Genomic DNA, 14,715 nt, shown 5'->3' on the forward strand with positions numbered 1-14,715 from the left:
GGGATGGGAACAACACAAGTGGGTAGTCTTGTCTATATTACCACCTAAGAGGCATTTGAGTATTCTCTTTCTCTTACTGGGGAATTTTCGCTTGATTTTTTTGAGGAACTTTCTTTTGATCTTGACATGGACGACCTTGCGGGGGATACGGAAGGTCACCATGCAGGCGATGCTTACGTTTGCTGCGATGAATCTGAAAAAACTGGCGATCTGGCTGTGGAGGAAGGATCGACCAGCAGATCGCGACAGGTGGGTTGGCTTGATTTTCATCTTTTCAACGACAAAACTCCCACTGCGTTGGAGCGCATGTGGGAGTTTGTCTTCAATCTGAAACCATGCCTCTGGCATGGTTTTTTTCTTTAGCTGAAATGCTCCAGCACCACTTTGCCGATCATTCTTCCGGACTCGATGAGCGCATGAGCTTTGCGGAGATTAGCGGCGTTGATGGGAGACAGCTTTTCTGTAGCGGTCGTCCGAATCACTCCTTGATCGATCAAATCGGCCAAAGCGTTCAGCAGGTGATGCTGCTCAATCATATCCTCCGTTTGGAACATCGGGCGAGTGAACATCAGCTCATACACGAAGGTGACGCTTTTCTGCTGCAACAGGGAGATGTTGACCGGCTCATCCGTTTCGACGATCGAGCAGATTTTGCCTTGAGGTGCGATGGCGTCGATCATGTTCTTCCAGTGTTTTTCTGTGGTATTCAAGCAAAAGATATAGTCGACATGGCTATACCCCAGCGCTTGGAGTTGAGGGACAAATGGTTCAAAGTGATTGATGACCGCATCCGCACCCAGCTCTTTCACCCATTTGACCGATTCAGGCCGGGAAGCTGTGCCGATGACCGAAAGACCGGCATGCTTGGCGAGTTGTGTGGCGATAGAGCCCACGCCTCCGGCGGCGCCGATGATTAGAATCGTTTTTCCGGCATTCCGGTCGGCGTCTTTGGAGATACCCAAGCGATCATACAACGCTTCCCAGGCGGTAATTCCGGTCAAAGGCAGAGCGGCTGCCTCGGCGAAATCCAGCGAAGTGGGTTTACGGCCAACGATCCGTTCGTCAACCAGGTGAAATTCGCTGTTACCTCCGGGACGGGTGATGCTGCCAGCATAATACACGGCGTCCCCAGGCTTAAACAAGGTCACGTCCGGACCTACCTCTTCAACGATCCCTGCAACGTCCCAACCGATCACTCGGGGAGAAGACTCCACTTGGCTTTTGGGCTTTCGCACTTTCGTGTCGACCGGATTGACGGAGATGGCGTGAACCTTGACCAGCAGATCTCTACCGGTTGGCACAGGTCTGTCAATTTCGACATCCATCAAACTCTCCGGGTGATCGATGGGTAAATAGTTATAGAAACCAACGGCTTTCATTGTATTTTTAGACATGGTTTGCTACCTCCTTTTTTATTGTTAATGTAAATGTAATACGCTAAAATGTGAAGTACGCACATTAATGTGATGTAGTACACATTTGTATACTATTGCGGAGGGATGCGGCAATGCGGAATCGCAAAAGCGGTTATGGCTTTTGTCCAAACGATGAAGCCTGTCCGGTGGAGTTCACGCTGGACGTAATCGGCGGGAAATGGAAAGGGGTCCTGTTATATCATTTGATGAACGGGCCGATTCGATTTAACGAATTTCGCCGAATTTGCCCAGGGATTACCCAACGGATGCTGACGCTGCAGCTTCGCGAACTGGAGGAGGATGGCGTCGTTCATCGCGAGGTATACCACCAGGTACCTCCGAAGGTGGAGTACTCCTTAACGGAATTTGGCAGAACCCTGATTCCGATCATTCAGCAAATGAAGGAATGGGGTGAAACCTACAAGAAGACGGCTCCGTTCCTAAACAAGATGAAAGGACAAGGTTGATCTGTTCTATAAAATATAGAAGCAGTTGCAAGGGACCTGAGAAATCGGGTCCTTTTTGGTGTTCTAGCAAAAAATGGTTCCAGACTTTTTTATCACCTGACAGGAACCGTGATGTTGAGAAAGTCTCGATGACATTGAATGTCATCGGGACTTTATTTTCGCTACATTGACGAGGATGCTTGTAATTTTTTTGGGTATGTAATAAAATCTGGTGGAATTTTTATGGAAAAGTTCCCGATAAATGGTGTGGGTTTAGTGATAAGAATTCACTAAAACTCAACTTTCGAGCGGGGGAGGTAGTTTCACGTCGAAAACAATAAATTCTTACAGTCCGATCATTATGTGATGTTAAAGCGTATTAGACAGAGTAGTTTTTTGAATATTTATTCCGGTTTTTCAAGGAAATGCGATAATTGCTGCTGTGATTCATGCTGATATTCCTCCAGGAGGGAAGAACAATGCAAAACCCTAGTTGGCGTTTTTTTATGGAAAAGCAGACAGGAATGAAGTCAGCAGGAATAGTCGTAGGACCAGGAAAAGACGGTGTCAACGCGCTCAAACTAGCGGATCAACTTTCATCCATCGGCACGAACGTCTATGTCTCGATGACCGAAACGGCTGCTAGATATTTTAACGAGAGCGTATTCACAGAAGTGGCGAAATGCCATGGGGTCCTCACTCCTGAAAACAATGTCGTTGCGGATGTTGACATCGTCGTGGTCACAGGTGCGTTGTTTGAAAAGGATGGATGGGACAAAGAGAGCATTCGCGCACGTGAGCGTTTATGTAAGAGAAAGCAAAATCCTGTGATCTGGATTCAAGACGGAGCGATGCAGAGTATCTGGAAGTTGGATATGGTTACTCATCATGAGGAAATCTGGCTTTTGAAAGGAGCGGCCCGAAAAGAGAGATCCCTATCATATGAAGAAATCGTGATGGAAGCCATGCGGACCTTACTGGGCAAACGAAATGGGGATTTTACCGGTATCAAAGTCATTGTTACCGGGGGAGGAACGATTGAGCCCATCGACCCGGTACGACACATTACGAATAGATCTTCAGGCAAAATGGGGAAGTCTTTGGCGGAAGTTTTTAGAGATCGGGGGGCGGACGTAGTTTTCATATGCACAAATCGAACACTAGGTTCGCCGATTGGAACGGAAGTTATCCATGTCGATGATGTAGAGTCACTCAGACGAGAAGTGCTTCGCCAGAGTGATAGTGCCGAGGTTTTAGTAATGGCTGCTGCTGTCTCAGATTATCGATGCAAAGAACGAAGCGCCACGAAAATAAAAAAGACGTCTCAACCACTTCATCTGGAGCTTGTCCCCATTCCTAATTTTATGAAGGAAGTGCCCAAGGGGGTATTTAAGGTTGGTTTTGCCGCCGAGACTGATCCAAACCTGGAAGGAGCCAAAAGGAAGCTGCTTGACAGGGGGTTTGATCTTCTTTGTCTGAATGACGTCTCTCGTTCAGATGCGGGATTTGAGGTGGATACCAATCAGGTGATGATCGTTGGCCCGGAAGGTACCAGGCATACGACGCGCCTGGAAAACAAATATTTGGTGGCATGGCAGATCGTTGACGAAATACAAAAGTGCCTGAGAGAATCAGCCAACGTTTAGTTGCTATTGCCAATGAAGTCCGCAGGAAGCCCAGGTCAAACGTTTACAGCACGGTAGTAGGTGGCGGAGCATTACCACTACAGGAATGCTGTCAGGAAATTGTCCAGGAAGCCGAGCGTGGCAGCAGAGAGCTGCCTTGATCCATGCTGGGCTTCTTTTTCTTTACGGGAAGGAATTGTTATGAAATAGTAACAAGAAAACATTTGACAAGCCTATCAATTCATATGATAATTACTGTGACTGATAATCATTATCAACCTAGGTTGCGGACTTAACTTCTGTTTTTCTTTTCCTATGGGTAATACCGGACCTTACATTGATAATGGATGTAATCTACAAGATAGGGTGGGAATCACGAACATGGCAGCGAAGCGGTTTGCATTCAGAAGTTTCGTACTGGCTTTTCTTATGGCCGGTGTTTTAGCGGGATGCTCAGGCGGCAACTCGGCAACTCCAAACGAAAGCAAGGCGCCTGCAGCACAAACGGAAACGACCAACAAGGATGCGGAAACGGCACAATTTCCAATTACCATTGAACATGCCTTCGGAAAAACGGTAATTGAGAAAAAACCGGAGCGGGTCGTGACGATTGCATGGTCAAACCATGACGTTGCGCTTGCGCTGGGAGTCGTGCCGGTCGGTTTCTCCGCGGCCAACTACGGCGTCCAGGACGACAGCGGATTGCTGCCGTGGACGAAGAAAAAACTGCAGGAGCTTGGCGTAACAAATCCGAATGTTTTCAAGGATACGGACGGGCTGGACTTCGAGGCGATCTCCGATGCCAATCCGGACGTGATTCTTGCGGCATACTCCGGCATCACCCAGGAGGAATACGATACGCTCTCCCAAATTGCTCCGGTCGTTGCCTATCCCAAAACGCCGTGGGTGATTACGTGGCGTGAGCAAATTCGCATGAATGCCGCCGGAATGGGCATTCCGGCCAAGGGCGAGCAGCTGATTAAAGATGTCGAAAAGCTCATCGCTGACAAGGTTGCGCAGCATCCGGAATTAAAAGGCGTGAAAGCGGCATTTACATATTTCTCGCCGTCTGATTTGTCCAGCTTCTATATTTATTTGCCCGGTGATCCGCGCGGGGAGTTTTTGCAAGAATTGGGCATGGTCTTCCCGGAAAACATCAACAAATACGTGAAACCGGACAGCGGCTTTGCGTTGAGTTTAAGCGCGGAAAACGCCGATGCGTTACGTGATGCCGACATTTTGGTGGCTTATGGCGATGAAGCGCTGTTAAAGGCGCTGCAGGCGGACCCTGTATTCGGCAAGATTCCGGCCATTAAGCGGGGGTCCATGGTGTTGATACCGGACGGCACGCCGCTGGCGGCAGCAGGCAATCCCAATCCGCTTTCGATCGAATACACATTGGATGAATATCTGTCGCTGATCGTCAAAGCTATAGCGAAAATTAAACAATAAAATGGAGTCCGCATAGATGGAACGCAACCGTTTTTATCCGAAATCGTTCATCCCTGTGCTCGTCATCTTTCTTGTGTTGTTCGTGCTGGGGATTATCGCTTCCTTTATGTTTGGAGCACGTTCCTTGACATTGCAGGAAGTGATCGACGGGTTGATGAAGCATCAAGGGGAAATCTATGAAACGAGCGTCGTGCAAAAGCGTGTCGTCCGCACCATTTTCGCCTTGTGCTGCGGTGCGGCACTTGGCATAGCGGGGGTGCTCATGCAATCCGTCACGCGCAACCCCATCGCGGATCCGAGTATTCTCGGCGTTAACAACGGGGCGGCATTGTTTGTCGTATGCGGCATGGCATTTTTTCAGATCAATACGGCCAGTCAGTATATTTGGTTTGCTTTAGCGGGCGCTGTGCTTACAGCGATATTCGTTTTTGGCATCGGTTCTCTGGGGCGTGGCGGTGCTACGCCTCTTAAACTTGTACTGGCGGGGGCGGCCACGAGTGCTGCCTTCTCCTCCCTGGTCACCGCTGTGATGATTCCGCGTTCCTATGTGATGGATCAGTTTCGATTTTGGCAGGTGGGCAGTGTCGGCGCCGGCACGTGGGATTCGCTCGTCCTGCTGTTGCCCTTTCTTCTGACGGGTGTTCTTATAGCCGTCATCACCGCCCCGGCGTTAAATGCTTTGGCGCTTGGGGAGGAAATGGCAACCGGCCTTGGAGTAAAAACGAGTCTGCTCAGGCTTGTTGCGGCGTTTGCGGGCGTCATCTTATGCGGCGCCACCACTGCGGTTGCCGGTCCCATCGGGTTCGTCGGACTTCTGGCCACCCATGTGATTCGGATGCTGTTGGGGCCGGATTTGCGCTACTTAATCCCGATGTCCGCCCTTTCAGGGGCTGTCATCTTAACCGTTTCCGATGTACTTGGCAGATTAATCGGCAGACCGGGTGAATTGGAGGTAGGGGTGCTGACTGCCTTTCTCGGCGCTCCCCTGCTGATCATTCTAACGATGAAAGCGAAAGTGCGTTCACTATGAATCAGACGACGATTGATTTTATTAAACAAGGCAGGATTCGCCGCAGAGGCAGATGGATAGCTGTGACGACGGCATTGGCCGTGCTTACGGTGGCTTTATGCTGTGCCATGCTCTTGCTGGGCAATACGATCTATCCTGTGCGTGATGTGGCGGCTGTACTGTTGGGAGAAGAGGTAAAAGGTGCGACATTCGCAATCAAAACGATTCGCTTGCCGCGCATGCTGGCCGGTTTGTTTGCGGGCTTTGCCTTTGGCATCGCCGGCTATGTATTTCAAACGATGCTGCGAAATCCGCTGGCCAACCCGAATGTGATCGGGATTACTGCCGGTTCGAGCGCGGCGGCTGTTTTTTGCATCGTCGTTTTGCAGAGCAGCGAAACCGTGACTTCCGTCGCATCGATCATCGCCGGATTACTGACGGTCCTCATCATTTACGGATTGGCCAGGGGAAAAACGTTTTCCATCGGTCGGCTGATTTTGGTCGGCATCGGGATGCAGGCGATGTGCAACTCCATTATTACCTATTTAATGTTGATCGCCAAGGAACACAATCTTTCTTCTGCGGTGCGCTGGCTTACGGGAAGTTTAAACGGGGTGAAGATGGAAGAATTGCCTGTGCTGATGATTTCCTTCCTGGTGCTGGTGCCGCTGATTTGCGTGCTTGGCCGATCGTTAATGGTGCTGGAACTGGGCGAACAAATGGCGACGGCATTGGGGGTCAAAACGGACCGGACACGTGTGCTCCTCATCGTTAGTGCCGTGGTGCTGTCAGCGATTGCCACGGCGATTACCGGACCGATTGCTTCGGTGGCGTTTCTCGCCGGTCCGATTGCCGTTCGTTTGGTCGGTACAGGCACCGCCAACAGCATACCCGCCGGCCTGGTTGGGGCTGTGTTGGTGTTGGCCGCGGATTTGGTGGGGCAATTCGCCTTTGAAGTCAAATTCCCCGTGGGCATCATTACGGGAATCATCGGAGCGCCTTATTTGTTGTACCTGTTAGTGCGAATGAATCGAAAGGGGGCGTTTTAAACGATGAAAAGCCATACCTTTCAGGCCAAGCAGCTTGTTGCCGGTTATGGCGACAAAAAGATTTTAGACGGCATCAGCCTGCAAATCCCCAGCAATCAAATCAGCGTCATTATCGGAGCAAACGGATGCGGAAAATCGACGCTGTTAAAGACGCTGGCCCGGATCATCAAACCGCTGTCAGGCGAGATATTGTTGGACGGCCGACCGATTCATTCGATCCCGTCGAAGCAGCTGGCTCGGGTGTTGGGCTTGCTGCCGCAATCGCCCATCGTTCCGGAGGGGATTACCGTGGCCGATTTGGTCGGGCGGGGCCGTTTTCCCCATCAATCGCTGTTTGGAACATGGAGCAAGAAAGACTACGAAGCGGTTGCGGAAGCCATGGAGATTATGGACATCACGGCATTGGCCAACCGCCATGTGGATGAGCTGTCGGGCGGTCAGCGTCAACGGGTTTGGATTGCGATGGCATTGGCGCAGCAGACGGATATGTTATTTCTGGACGAACCGACCACCTATTTGGATATCACGTACCAGATCGAAATTCTGGATCTGTTGACGGATTTAAACCGCAAATACGGCACGACCATCGTCATGGTCTTGCATGATATCAACTTGTCGGCGCGGTATGCGGATTATGTGTTTGCGCTGCGTCAAGGCAAACTGGTCGCCGAAGGCAAACCGTCCGAAGTGATTACCAGTCAATTGATCAAAGACGTTTTCGGGCTGGATTGTATGATTTTTCGGGACCCTGTATCCGGTGCTCCTTCGGTCGTGCCGATAGGGCGCCATCATGCCGGCGAAACTTTTGTGCTGGAGGCGAGCAGATGAGCACACAAGATTTGTACGACGTGACGATTATCGGCGCCGGACCGGCAGGCCTCTATTCCGCCTTTTATGCGGGCCTGCGGGAAATGAAAATGTTCACATAGCATGTACACTTGTCAGGCTTCATCGGTTTCTGTGCCGAAAAGGTAATGATGCCGGACAGACGCAAAGAGCCTCCACCCGCCGCAAAGACGGGAGGAGGCTCACATTTATTTTGCAGATTGCTTAGAAAGCAGGTGCTACGCCAGCCGATATCTCCATCCCCAGTCAAGATCGACCGGACTCTCTCCGGCTAGATCTCTCTCGGAGATTAAAAGTGATATGGGCTGATTATTTCGATAAGCAATGCAAGAACAAATGAAAACACGATGGATACCGCCATTTGTTTCGGTTCCTTGTAAAAAATCACGCACAAAACAGCATACATAATGAGTTCGTCAATATAATTGATGTCCAGATAAAATGCGCCAATTGCCAAAGAAAGACTTAACATCAGTCCCATGGGCAAGGCCGGCAAGATATAAGCGAGACGTGAATGATTTTTGGCTAACCAAACAATGCTGCCCAGAAAGGGAGATAATAGTGCAATACTGCCCCACAGCATAAAATATTTGGTCGGAAAAAAACCGAACAAGTATGCTGAATACAGGTAATAACTGATCAGCACCCCTGCAAAGAATACAAAGGTATTGATCGCGGCCCTGATGATTGTTTTACTGTACGCGGCTATCATTGCAGCGATCAATACCCAGATTCCTAATCGGGAAAGAATGTGCGAACAATAGTGGAAGACATCCGCTAGCCAACTCCCATCGACTGCAACCGTGTCTAAATACTTGGAGATTGTACCCAAGAGCGCACCGATGAGTACACATTTCATATAGTCGGGCATCATTTTTTTCACTGTCATCATTTTTCCACCTCTACAGCGTTGCAACAATTCCTCTCATTATATCATGTCGTCTTGATGACGTTGACGAAAGAACCGTATTCAGTTATGAGCCGCACAAATACAATTGTATTTTGGTTGACGACGATTTGCTTAATGACTTGACGGAGAAAAAACATTTTGCTGATCATCGCGGCTAATGATGAGCAAGTGATGAGCAAGAATCTTTTCAGTGCCAGATACAAAGTGGACTCATAAAGGTATAATGGACAAACAGTTCAACGAATGGAGTGAAGAATCATGAAACGAAGGATCATACTGGATTTGGCTGTTACGCTAGACGGTTTTATCGAAGGGAAAAATGGAGAAGTGGATTGGTGCATCATGGACCCTGAGATGGGGTTTACGGATTTCTTGCATCAGATCGATACGATTTTTTACGGGAGAAAGAGCTATGAGATCTGGGGGCAATTTGCTCAAGGCATGCATGAAATGGATCTGTCTGATACCGACAAAGAAATGTGGGAACTTATTCATAGCAAAGAGAAATATGTGTTTTCCCGAACGCAAAAAGGAACAGATGATAAAGTCAAATATATAAACAGCAATATCCTTGAGGAAGTAAACAACATAAAGAATCTGCCTGGCAAAGACATTTGGCTGTATGGAGGAGCAGATCTTATTACCACTTTCATTAACTTGGGGCTTGTTGACGAATTTAGACTATCGGTCCATCCGGTTATTTTAGGTGAGGGCAAACCATTGTTTATTGATATCAAGCAGAGGGTGAATGTAAAGTTGGTTCAAACGAGAACATTCTCCTCTGGCGTTGTACAGCTCATCTATCATTCGATGAAGGAACCATCTTCTTCCTCGTGACCTGTACCTCCAATTTGACTCCCTGGAGCAAGCGCCGAACCAAAACGGCCTGACGCCATGTTCCTGGATACGGCCTTACTCCTTTCTATGAAGAATATCCCAAGGATGATGAACACGTTTCGCTAGGTTTTTGTTCAGATCGGTTTGGAGCAGGGCCATCCCCTAAAGGACGGCCCTGCCACGTACCGTTGCAGCCAGCACTAAGAACTGTACACGACACTGCATTCATGCATGGCGTTCCCGGCGGCTTTGTCGATATCCCCACAAGGTGAAAAGAATGCCCACGATGGTAACCAGAGAGGCTGCCAACGGGACGGCTTTCAGCCCGCCGCCGATGCCGTAGTCGATGACGATTCCGCCCAGATAAGCGCCGAGGGCGTTCCCCAGGTTAAACGCCGCTATGTTCAGCGTTGAAGCCAGGGTTGGCGCTTCCTTTGCAGTGTTCAACATGTGCAGCTGCAAACCCGGCACCGTGCCGAAAGCGGCCACGCCGAGAAGGAAGACGAAGATCAGGGTTGCGAGTTTCCATTGAGCCACGACACCCAGCAGGGCCAGCACCACAGCCAATAACACGAGAATACCGATCAGCGAAGTCAGCAGACTGCGGTCGGCCAATTTGCCGCCGTAGATGTTGCCAATGGTAATGCCGATCCCGAACAGAACCAGAATGTACGAGATTGAGTCAACAGGGAAACCGCTGATATCCACCAGAATCGGCTTGATATAGGTAAACGCTGTGAATACGCCGGCGAAGCCGAAGGTTGTCATGAGAAGCGCGACTAGTACCTCGGGACGCAGCAGCACCCCAAATTCCCGACTCAATCGGGAGGGAGAGGCTTGAATCCGCGGGACGAGTACGATCACGCCGATCAGCGCCAGGCTCCCGATAGCCGTAATCGCCCAGAATGTCGATCGCCAGCCGAATTCCTGGCCGATAAACGTACCAATCGGCACGCCGAGGATGTTCGCGAGCGTAAGGCCGGTAAACATCAGGGCGATGGCTCCGGCCCGCTTCTCTTTCGGCACAAGCTCCGCGGCGACTACGGAGCCAACGCCGAAGAAGGAGCCGTGTGTCAGCGCTGCGACGATGCGGGCGAACATGAGCACGCCATAGGAAGGGGCGAGAGCCGCGAGGGCATTGCCCACGATGAAAATTCCCATCAAGAGCAGAAGGAGCGCCTTGCGCGGCATCTTATGCGTAGCGACCGTGATGAACGGTGCGCCGAGCGCTACCCCGAGCGCATACCCCGTGATGAGAAGCCCCGCCTCCGGAATCGAGACACTCAGGCTTTCCGCCACTTCCGGCAGCAGGCCCATGATAATGAATTCGGTCATTCCGATGGCGAAAGCACCGAGCGTCAGCGCGTAAATGGCAATCGTGGAATTGCGGCGCGCAGTGGTCGTACCTGTGTATGGCATGCTATCGGAATTCAAGATGAGGTCCCTCCTCTTCGAAGATGGTCAATCACGGCATTCGTGACTGCGATTGTCGATTGCGGATTTTGGCCGGTAATCAGATTGCCGTCAGCTTCATAGTGGGCAGTCCAGTTCGGAGCGGCAACGAAGATCGCCCCCAGCTCGCGAAGCCGACGTTCCAGCAGGAACGGGAGATGGGATGCCAGACCTGTCTCCTCCTCTTCCCGGTCAGTGAATGCGTTCACGCGTTTTCCGGCGACCAGTGGACTTCCGTCCGACAAGACCGTACCGACCAGGGCGGCCGGGCCGTGACAGACAGCGGCGACCACTTTGCCGGACTCGTAGAAATCGCGCAGCAGTGATTGGAGCTTTTGGTCGGTCGGGAGGTCGTACATCGCGCCGTGCCCGCCTGGCAAGAAAATCGCGTCAAAACGTTCATGAGACAGATCGTTCAGCTTCATGGTGTTTTCCAGTCTCTTCGCTGCTTCTGCAAACGACGGGTCCATTTCCTCACCTAGACTGGCGGGGTCCACTGGTGCTTTTCCGCCGAGCGGGCTGGCTACGACCACGTCCCAACCTTGCTCGTTGAACAGCGTATATGCTTCCGCAAATTCCGACAGCCAGATTCCTGTCGTTTTACCATCGTCAATATGGGAGTGGCTCGTGACCACCATGAGCACGTTTTTTGACATCGTTTCAAACCTCCTGAAGGGTTATTTTTGATTGCCCCCCAATTCTACGCCTGAACTTTTTATAAAACAAATTATGAAATTTGCGTGTATTCATAAGAAAATTTATGGATTCAGCGGGCAAAAAAAGACCAGACGCCGATGAAAACTGGCCTCTGGTCCTCAGATGTGCTCGCGAATGACCTTCTTGATTTGTTGAATTTCCGGTATGTACTTGTGTTTGCTTTTGTACGCGAAGAACAGCTCGTTTCGTACCGACAAGTCCGCGTAAACGACTTGAACCTCACCTTCTTTCGCCGTATTCAGCAGATAGGTGGGAACCACGCTCAGGCCCGCGCCTGACGTGACCAGACGGAGAATCATATGCAGATTCGGAATGATGTAAGGGGTGGACAGCATAGGACGCTTCTTGAAACGTTCCCGCCACAACCTCCGGATTATGGGCAGTTCCGGTCCGTACGCAATCCACGTCTGTTCGGTGAGCCAGCGTTCTTTGGCTTTCAAGCTCACGGCATCGGGAACCTCCCAGTGAGCCGGTGCGATTATGGCCAACTCCTCTTCCCACAGCTTCTCGTACTCGACTCCCGGTTTCAGGAATTTCTTTGAGGTAATGATGATATCCGCCTTGTCCTCTTCCAGGATGCCGAGCAGTTCCTCCGCGGTTCCGAAATAGGAAATCGAGCAGGTACCGAATTTCGGCAGCAAGGGGAGGATTTTTTCCTGGTAGAACTCCGGCGCCGAGCCGATTTTGATCCATTTCAGGCTCGGTTGGGAAGACGTTTTCAGATCTGCGCTCAACTGCTCCAGCGCTTCGACGAGCGGAGCTACCTCGGTATACAGCAACTTCCCTCGCTCCGTCGGGATCATTTTCCGGGCCGTCCGGACAAACAGCGGCTCGCCGATCTCAGCCTCCAAGGAGGCCAGATGCTGGCTCATCGCCGGCTGAGTCATGAAACGGGATTTGGCAGCTTCGGACACCGAATTGTGCCGATAGATGAAGACAAAGCTCCGATACCACTCGAAATCGATCATGTGAATGCCTCCGATTTGGGTTTTTTGAAAAATATAGCACAGACGACAGGAGGCCTGGGGGATTTTTCATTGGTATAATTCGTTAGGCGTTATGCTGCCATATGGAAACTCGTCTGGAAACCTTGGATGACGCATTGCTCAAATCATCCAGATATACGGAAAGGGGGCTTTACCTGCATGAAAAGCAGCGGCGGAAGGCCCTTTTTGTTTTGGGCTTCCCACACTCGTTGCGAATGAATATTACTTGTATGATCCATAAAACGTTCATTTGAGGAGCGGGGAATAAACGGTTATAATTAAAATAGTTATTATCTTATAGTATTTATAAAAATTCGATTGCGTGGAGGCTGGCTCTTATGAATTATGAAGATTACCATCACCTGAACCACGTCAAAGAGCAGCAGACATCAAAGAAAACGCTGTGGCTCACCCTGATGCTGACCATGTTTTTTACGATTGTCGAGATTGTCGGAGGCCTGATGTCCAATTCGCTCGCCCTTCTGTCCGATTCGGCCCACATGATCTCCGATGTGATCGCGCTGGGGTTGAGCATGGCTGCCATATACATGGCTGCCCGGAAACCGAATCAGAAGTACACGTTTGGCTTCCTTCGTTTTGAGATCATCGCGTCGTTTCTGAATGGGTTGGCGTTGGCCGTAATTGCCGTCGGGATCATCGTCGAGAGCATCAAGCGGATGATTTATCCGCAGGGGGTTGACCTCCAGTTGATGCTTTTGATCGCGTCCATCGGTTTGGTCGTGAACATCGTGCTGACCGTCGTATTAAGCCGGAGTACCAGGGAAGAAGAAAATCTCAATGTGAAGAGCGCGCTCTGGCACTTTTTCGGAGATTTGCTCAGCTCTGTTGGGGTCATCATTTCTGCCGTTCTGATTCACGTGACAGGCTATTCCTTCTTTGACCCGTTGATCAGCATGGTAATCGGGGGGATCATTTTTACCGGCGGGGCCAAAATCATTCGCGAATCCCATCTGATTCTGATGGAATCGGTCCCCGAGAAGTTTGATCTGGACGCCATTCGCCGCGACATCAGCGAGGTGGAAGGGGCGGAGGACGTCCATGAACTGCATCTGTGGTCGATTTCCACCGATCATTATTCGCTGACTGCGCACGTGTTTGTTCGCGAAAACATACAACCGTTCTGTGTGATTCTGGCCATTAATCACATCCTGAAGACGAAATACGGCATCACACACACGACGATTCAAATTGAACATCCAGCCATGCACGATCATGGCGAATACGGCAAGCAGTTCATGCTTCAGCGGGCGTGAGGAGACTTTCCGAGCGTCCGCAGACTCTCCACTATTTCCAAAACGAATGGTGGAGAGTATTTTTTAAATTTACTCTTGCATTTTAAAATTAAACATGCTATATTTTAGTCCTGTGATACAAAATGATGATGTGACTACAACATGCGGTCGTGGCGGAATTGGCAGACGCGCTAGATTCAGGTTCTAGTGGTGGCAACACCGTGGAGGTTCAAGTCCTCTCGACCGCACCAAATTCCCGGAAATTACAAGTTGATTTTTTCTGGGGGCCTGGTATAATGGAATCCTGTCTCCTTTACGAGATGGGCAGCAAATTAAGAGGTTATGCAAAACTTACTGTTGATTTGCTGTAAAAGATGTGTTACACTTAAATCCTTCGCTTCTGACCTTGGCGAAGCGAAAGGCGTAACATGTTCCTTGAAAACTGAACAGCGAACGCGTTGAACGAGCCTAGCAATTCCTTTCTCTTTAAAGAAAGCTAACGATTCAACTCAACTTTATTGGAGAGTTTGATCCTGGCTCAGGACGAACGCTGGCGGCGTGCCTAATACATGCAAGTCGAGCGGACCTGAATGGAGCTTGCTCCAGACAGGTTAGCGGCGGACGGGTGAGTAACACGTAGGCAACCTGCCCGCAAGACCGGGATAACGTAGGGAAACTTACGCTAATACCGGATAGGGCACTCTCTCGCATGAGAGAG

13 protein-coding genes, 1 tRNA gene, 1 rRNA gene and 2 pseudogenes are annotated in these 14,715 nt (G+C 50.3%); 12 read left to right on the forward strand and 5 right to left on the reverse strand.

Annotated elements, in window-relative coordinates:
- Window positions 1-121: 121 nt before the first annotated feature.
- Window positions 122-331: pseudogene (locus tag ETC00_RS20760) on the forward strand (transposase); the annotation flags it as partial.
- A 28-nt stretch (window positions 332-359) separates the two neighbouring features.
- On the opposite strand, the gene ETC00_RS18210 reads toward ETC00_RS20760, so the two are convergent.
- On the reverse strand, window positions 360-1,394 hold the full coding sequence (locus tag ETC00_RS18210; RefSeq protein ID WP_171567544.1) for a zinc-binding alcohol dehydrogenase family protein: 1,035 nt from the start codon (window positions 1,392-1,394) through the stop codon (window positions 360-362).
- A 113-nt stretch (window positions 1,395-1,507) separates the two neighbouring features.
- Here ETC00_RS18210 and ETC00_RS18215 point away from each other — a divergent pair, with 113 nt between their 5' ends.
- From ETC00_RS18215 to ETC00_RS18245, 7 genes and pseudogenes are all read left to right on the forward strand, one after another.
- Window positions 1,508-1,882, forward strand: coding sequence for a winged helix-turn-helix transcriptional regulator (locus tag ETC00_RS18215; RefSeq protein WP_029098112.1), 375 nt, complete (start codon window positions 1,508-1,510; stop codon window positions 1,880-1,882).
- A 458-nt stretch (window positions 1,883-2,340) separates the two neighbouring features.
- A complete protein-coding gene (locus tag ETC00_RS18220; RefSeq protein ID WP_171567545.1) occupies window positions 2,341-3,507 on the forward strand; it encodes a phosphopantothenoylcysteine decarboxylase domain-containing protein in 1,167 nt (388 codons plus the stop codon).
- Window positions 3,508-3,867: 360 nt separating this feature from the next.
- Window positions 3,868-4,938 (forward strand): iron-siderophore ABC transporter substrate-binding protein, encoded by a 1,071-nt coding sequence (locus ETC00_RS18225; protein WP_171567546.1) that lies wholly within the window; start codon window positions 3,868-3,870, stop codon window positions 4,936-4,938.
- Window positions 4,939-4,954: 16 nt separating this feature from the next.
- The gene (locus ETC00_RS18230) at window positions 4,955-5,968 is read left to right on the forward strand and encodes a FecCD family ABC transporter permease (protein WP_171567547.1); all 1,014 of its coding nucleotides are present in this window, start codon (window positions 4,955-4,957) and stop codon (window positions 5,966-5,968) included.
- Entirely contained in the window at window positions 5,965-6,996 is a 1,032-nt protein-coding gene (locus ETC00_RS18235) for a FecCD family ABC transporter permease (protein WP_171567548.1), read from the forward strand. Before ETC00_RS18230 ends, ETC00_RS18235 begins: the two co-directional genes overlap by 4 nt.
- 3 nt (window positions 6,997-6,999) lie before the next feature.
- On the forward strand, window positions 7,000-7,824 hold the full coding sequence (locus ETC00_RS18240; RefSeq protein WP_171567549.1) for an ABC transporter ATP-binding protein: 825 nt from the start codon (window positions 7,000-7,002) through the stop codon (window positions 7,822-7,824).
- Window positions 7,821-7,913: pseudogene (locus ETC00_RS18245) on the forward strand (NAD(P)/FAD-dependent oxidoreductase); the annotation flags it as partial. The gene ETC00_RS18240 and the pseudogene ETC00_RS18245, both read left to right, overlap by 4 nt.
- Window positions 7,914-8,131: 218 nt before the next feature.
- On the opposite strand, the gene ETC00_RS18250 reads toward ETC00_RS18245, so the two are convergent.
- On the reverse strand, window positions 8,132-8,731 hold the full coding sequence (locus ETC00_RS18250) for a hypothetical protein (protein WP_230077645.1): 600 nt from the start codon (window positions 8,729-8,731) through the stop codon (window positions 8,132-8,134).
- Between the two features lie 279 nt (window positions 8,732-9,010).
- On the opposite strand from ETC00_RS18250, the gene ETC00_RS18255 reads away from it, so the two are divergent.
- Window positions 9,011-9,589: a dihydrofolate reductase family protein gene (locus ETC00_RS18255; RefSeq protein ID WP_171567551.1), complete on the forward strand. Its 579-nt coding sequence runs from the start codon at window positions 9,011-9,013 to the stop codon at window positions 9,587-9,589.
- A gap of 225 nt (window positions 9,590-9,814) precedes the next feature.
- Here ETC00_RS18255 and ETC00_RS18260 read toward each other — a convergent pair whose 3' ends face one another.
- The 3 genes from ETC00_RS18260 to ETC00_RS18270 form a co-directional block, all read right to left on the reverse strand.
- On the reverse strand, window positions 9,815-11,008 hold the full coding sequence (locus ETC00_RS18260) for an MFS transporter (protein WP_171567555.1): 1,194 nt from the start codon (window positions 11,006-11,008) through the stop codon (window positions 9,815-9,817).
- Window positions 11,009-11,019: 11 nt separating this feature from the next.
- Window positions 11,020-11,697, reverse strand: coding sequence for a type 1 glutamine amidotransferase domain-containing protein (locus ETC00_RS18265; RefSeq protein WP_171567552.1), 678 nt, complete (start codon window positions 11,695-11,697; stop codon window positions 11,020-11,022).
- Between the two features lie 159 nt (window positions 11,698-11,856).
- Entirely contained in the window at window positions 11,857-12,726 is an 870-nt protein-coding gene (locus ETC00_RS18270; protein ID WP_171567553.1) for a LysR family transcriptional regulator, read from the reverse strand.
- A gap of 356 nt (window positions 12,727-13,082) precedes the next feature.
- On the opposite strand from ETC00_RS18270, the gene ETC00_RS18275 reads away from it, so the two are divergent.
- From ETC00_RS18275 to ETC00_RS18285, 3 genes are all read left to right on the forward strand, one after another.
- Window positions 13,083-14,018 (forward strand): cation diffusion facilitator family transporter, encoded by a 936-nt coding sequence (locus tag ETC00_RS18275; RefSeq protein ID WP_171567554.1) that lies wholly within the window; start codon window positions 13,083-13,085, stop codon window positions 14,016-14,018.
- Window positions 14,019-14,161: 143 nt separating this feature from the next.
- A tRNA-Leu gene (locus ETC00_RS18280) sits at window positions 14,162-14,248 on the forward strand.
- 264 nt (window positions 14,249-14,512) lie between these two features.
- Window positions 14,513-14,715: ribosomal RNA gene (locus ETC00_RS18285) — 16S ribosomal RNA — on the forward strand; the annotation flags it as partial.

The organism is Brevibacillus sp. MCWH (genome assembly GCF_013096935.1).
Taxonomy (GTDB): domain Bacteria; phylum Bacillota; class Bacilli; order Brevibacillales; family Brevibacillaceae; genus Brevibacillus; species Brevibacillus aydinogluensis.